Source organism: Calothrix rhizosoleniae SC01, assembly GCF_900185595.1.
Taxonomy (GTDB): domain Bacteria; phylum Cyanobacteriota; class Cyanobacteriia; order Cyanobacteriales; family Nostocaceae; genus Calothrix_A; species Calothrix_A rhizosoleniae.
On sequence record NZ_FYBH01000210.1, the window covers coordinates 1 to 4,694 of the forward strand.

Sequence of the window (4,694 nt, forward strand, 5' to 3'; positions counted from 1 at the left end):
TACTAACGATAAAGATGATGCAGGTAATAATTATAGAAATTACTAAAACTGGTGGTATACTTCGATGAAGCCGAAATGATATTGGTAGAAACTTGGAGCGGAAAATAATAGTATTATTCCTCATTTCTTCACCCTGGTTTTAGCTAAATAAACAAAGAATGGAGCACCGACTAAAGCTGTCATAATTCCCACAGGAACTTCTTGGGGTTGAATGACCAATCGTGCACAAATATCCGCAAATAGAAGCAATATGGCTCCGAATAATGCACTATAGGGAATAATCCAACGATAATCAACTCCGACAATGAATCTAACAATGTGGGGAATTATTAAACCAATAAATCCAATCGCACCAGCAACTGCAACTGCACTACCATCTAATAGCAAAACACAGATGACTGCTGCAAGTTTCACAGCTATAGTTTTTTGCCCCAACCCTTTAGCGATATCTTCCCCTAAACTCAAAATAGTCACTTGTCGAGAGATAGCTAAGGCTAATATCATCCCTATACAAATATAAGGTAAAACTTGAATAATAATGCCTTCCTCTGTACCTGCTAGAGAACCTGCTAACCAGAAACGAATTTCTTCTAAAGTGCGCTGGCTGACGATTAATATTCCTGAAGTTAATGAAGCAAATAAACTGCTAATTGCAGCCCCAGCAATAGTAAGATTTAATGGCGTAGCTCCACCCCGTCCCCAAGATGCAAGCAAATAAACGCTAAATGTGGTTACACCTGCACCCAGAAATGCATACCAGATATAAACACTGGGGGTAGATACACCAAATAAGAAAATTGCCATAACCACAGAAAAAACTGCACCGGAACTCACTCCCAAAATTCCTGGACCAGCAAGAGGGTTACGGGTTATACCTTGCATCAATGCACCTGCAACTGATATGGACGCGCCTACTAGGATTGCAAGAATTGAGCGGGGTAATCTGACGGTACGAATAATTAAATGTTCTCTGGAAACATCAAAAGCCAGAAATGATCTGAAAATATCCTCTAGAGGAATTTTTGCTGCACCTAGAGAAATGCTAAAAATAAAACAAATTATTAAAATTAATAATCCGAGGATTAAACCCAGGGATGCTGGAAGCAAGCGGGCTAATGATGAACTTGATTTACCCATGAACCTTAATCATACGGATTTGACCGAGGAAAAATAAGGATATAGGTTCCCAAAATTATGGGTTTCCCTAAACCCTAATCTTTTCTTATGGCTTTTGAGTTGCGATCGCTAACTTTGCACCTTTGACTTGTCTTACTTGATCCATCACAGCTATGACTCGACCATGATTGACTCCTTCATCAGCATTAATAATAACAACTGCTTCCGTGTCTTTTTTAATTAAACCCTGAATTTGCTTACTCAAGGTATCTATAGCCGTAGCCTCTTTATTCACACTCACCTGACCGTCTGAATCAAGGGTGACTGTAATCTTAGTAGGAACTTGCGAACGCTGGGATGTTGATGCTTTTGGTAGATTCACAGGCAAACCCTCTTGACGAGTCAAAAACAGGGTTGACATGATGAAAAATGCCAGAATTGCAAATATAACATCAATCATCGGTAAAATATTAATCTGCGCGGGAACATCTTGGTCATCTTGTAGATGCATAAGACTTATCTCCTCCTCTCTCGTAACGGCGACGATAAAGTAACTCTAATTGTCCACCATATTCTTGAATTAAAGCCATTTGTCGCTTGTATAATCCTCGGAACATATTTGCAAACAACAAAGTAAAAATAGCAACGATTAAACCTGTTGCTGTTGACACAAGTGCTTCACTAATCCCCGATGTCACACCTACTGTTTGAGTCCCACCGAAATTAGATATATTTAGGGATGCAAAAGAGGTAATTAGACCTAACACCGTACCCAATAGTCCTAGCAATGGAGACAGACTGATAATAGTCTCGAAAATGGTGTGGAAGCGTTTGAGTTGAGGAATTTCCGCCTGAGACTCACTTTCAAGCGCTAATCGAAATTCTTCTGGATTAGGTTCCTCTAATTCCAATGCAGCTAGAAATATCCGAGCAATTGGTAAGTCGATATTCTTTTTCAACTTGTCTATTGCGCTAACGACATTATTCAAACGGTAAAAATCCAATGCCTCATGGGTAACTCGAATTTGTCGCCGATTAATGCGAAGCCAAAAACGCGATCGCTCGACGATCAATGCAAAAGCCAAAACAGAAAAACCCAGCAGAGGCCACATAACTAATCCACCTGCTGTGAAGAAATTATCTATTCCCATATGTTGCCCCTATAATATAAACTAAAAAATATGTATTATAAATCACAATAAGACATGGTATAATTATTTAAATTGCTTCGACATCAATTATTTGATATTTAATTTCAATAAATATTACGGTGAATTATGAGTTAATGTCAAGAATGATTAATTGCTTGATCTATTGAAAAATGAGCCTAATCCATAAATGAGACTGTTGGCGAATCAGAGGTATCAGCCTCTTTAGTAGATAGGAAGCAGGGAGCAGAGTGAGAAAAAACCAAGTCCAAATTATTCGAATAATCCCTTTGTTTTAGGCTCGTGAAGGGGCAAGCCTACTACTCGCCAACAATATCCATCACTGCAGGGTCTAGTGTCACCAGAAAGCTTGATCTAATAAAAGTTTTATTGTTTAATTACCTTATGGTAAATCAATATAATGTTGATGAATATTTGCATCTACCATTGCTATTCTATAAAAATAATTGTCAAAAACTACTAAAAGTATCTTATGAGCTTTTCCAGTATTGCGATTGAGCAAAGAAATAAGGAAGTTAAAGCGCTCAAAACTTTTCTGGCTTTTAGTGTTACCGGCTCTCTGGTAATGCACACCGCCCTCGTAGCCTCAGGTATTGTTAATCTCTTAAAGACACCGCAACTGGAAGAAGAACCGATAGAAATAACTTTAATTGAACTAGAAGCAGAGAAAAAGCCGGAAATCAAAGAAGCTCCTCAGCAGAAGTCAATAGAAACTAATAAACCCATTATTCCCCAGAAAATCATTGATAATCCGCCACAGAAAATTGTTACTACTGTTAAACCGATTCAGAAAATTCAACCCCAACAGCAAGTCAAATCAGCAACAGTAAATAAAACAGTACCGACTAAAACTGTAAGGACACAAAAACCTGTTGTCAATAAGACATCCATAGCTGCAAACAACTCCCCCATCCAATCGTCTAAACAGCAAAGTAACAGTCAATTAAGAAGTTTATTAGGTCAAATACGTGACAATAGAGTTGGGCAGCAAGAGGCAGCAAAAACTGGAACTGGAAACAGCGGTATCACAGGTACAACTGGAGATTCTTCTGTAACGCTAAATACTGGAAATAACTCAAGTACACTCACCACAGGGACTTCCCGACGGCGTCGCCGTCAAATGGCAGTCAGACAAACTCAGCCCAAAATACCGGCTAAGGTTGAAAGTCGTAATAGTAATCCTCCTAGAAATTCTCCCAGTTCGGGAGACGGCAGAGCTGCATGTCGTAATTGTAAAGTCAAATATCCAGAAAGAGCCAGAAGTAGAGGAGTTGAAGGAAGGGTTGAAGTAGCATTAGATACGGATAACCAAGGCAATGTTACAAATGTGCGATTAGTCCGTTCTAGTGGAAATAGACGTTTAGATAATGCACATCTCAGACAAGCTCGGAAATGGAAATTAAAACCAGCCCAGAGTGGTAGAAGGGGAGTGAGAATTGGTACAGAATATGCAATTTCTGGTTCCCGCCGTTACCGTAAAGTCAAAAAACAACAACAGGCGAGACGAAGAGCACGATTGCGGAATTCTATTAAGAGAGCTAATCAGGCTTCAAGGAGTGCACCAAGAAGAAGACGCATTCTTAGATCCACATCTACAAATTCGCCAAATCAATCGCGTAATAGAGCCACAAGACGGGCATTACAACGCAATACTCCTTTGAGGAGTCGCTTGCGTCGCAGAAATGTGAGGACAAATACAAAGAGAACCCCCATACGTAGAAAACGTAGATTTACCGTCAATTCGAGAACATCTGCGAACCGCCAACCAACCAGAAGACGCAGAAGAAGATTTTTGCAACAGTCATCATCTAGTAAGGGTAATCGTCTACGCAACATATTACGTCGCAACTCTAAGTCTGTACCTAGTAACGGGAATAAATAGGGTCTGCTAAATAGCCTGAAAAATCTTACCTGGCAAGATTTTCAGGCTATTTGTTTGAAGAGAAAGGTGCAAGAATATAGGAGTATAAAGCTTAAAAATCTTGCATCTCTAACTTTTTTGGAGTCTAAAAAATTGGGAAAAATAAGACTGAAACTGTTGCCTGTTTACTGTTACCTGTTCCCTACCCCCACAATCATGACTTTTATGCCTAATGGCACGCTCCGCGAACAGCAAGCCCTAAATAGTCAATCTAAAATCTAAAATCCAAAATTATTGATGTGAGCTTGGTATCAAGTCCGCTTCAGGAGCGGACTTTTGGGGGAGCACTTAGACTATGGCAAACTGTTGAAGTCCTTAAAATTTGACAGATAAAGAGCCAATTACGGTAAAACCTGGACCTGGTCTATTTTCAAATAGTCTGAAACCTTCAGAACTATCTATATATTGCACATCAAATAGGTTGCGAAAATTCACTGCTGCTTCCCAATTATCCCGCTTATAGGAGATAGCTGCATTGGTGAGAAAAT

At 39.4% G+C, this 4,694-nt stretch carries 4 protein-coding genes; 1 reads left to right on the top strand and 3 read right to left on the bottom strand.

Annotated features, from left to right (window positions below; translation table 11 throughout):
* Positions 1–120 precede the first annotated feature (120 nt).
* From CALSC_RS13005 to CALSC_RS13015, 3 genes are all read right to left on the bottom strand, one after another.
* A complete protein-coding gene (locus CALSC_RS13005) occupies positions 121–1,137 on the bottom strand; it encodes a FecCD family ABC transporter permease (RefSeq protein ID WP_088241765.1) in 1,017 nt (338 codons plus the stop codon).
* An 85-nt stretch (positions 1,138–1,222) separates the two neighbouring features.
* Positions 1,223–1,627 (bottom strand): ExbD/TolR family protein, encoded by a 405-nt coding sequence (locus CALSC_RS13010; protein ID WP_088241766.1) that lies wholly within the window; start codon positions 1,625–1,627, stop codon positions 1,223–1,225.
* Positions 1,611–2,267: a MotA/TolQ/ExbB proton channel family protein gene (locus CALSC_RS13015; RefSeq protein WP_088241767.1), complete on the bottom strand. Its 657-nt coding sequence runs from the start codon at positions 2,265–2,267 to the stop codon at positions 1,611–1,613. The genes CALSC_RS13010 and CALSC_RS13015 overlap by 17 nt, the downstream gene beginning before the upstream one ends.
* A gap of 490 nt (positions 2,268–2,757) precedes the next feature.
* Here CALSC_RS13015 and CALSC_RS13020 point away from each other — a divergent pair, with 490 nt between their 5' ends.
* On the top strand, positions 2,758–4,167 hold the full coding sequence (locus CALSC_RS13020) for an energy transducer TonB (RefSeq protein ID WP_088241768.1): 1,410 nt from the start codon (positions 2,758–2,760) through the stop codon (positions 4,165–4,167).
* Positions 4,168–4,694 lie beyond the last annotated feature (527 nt).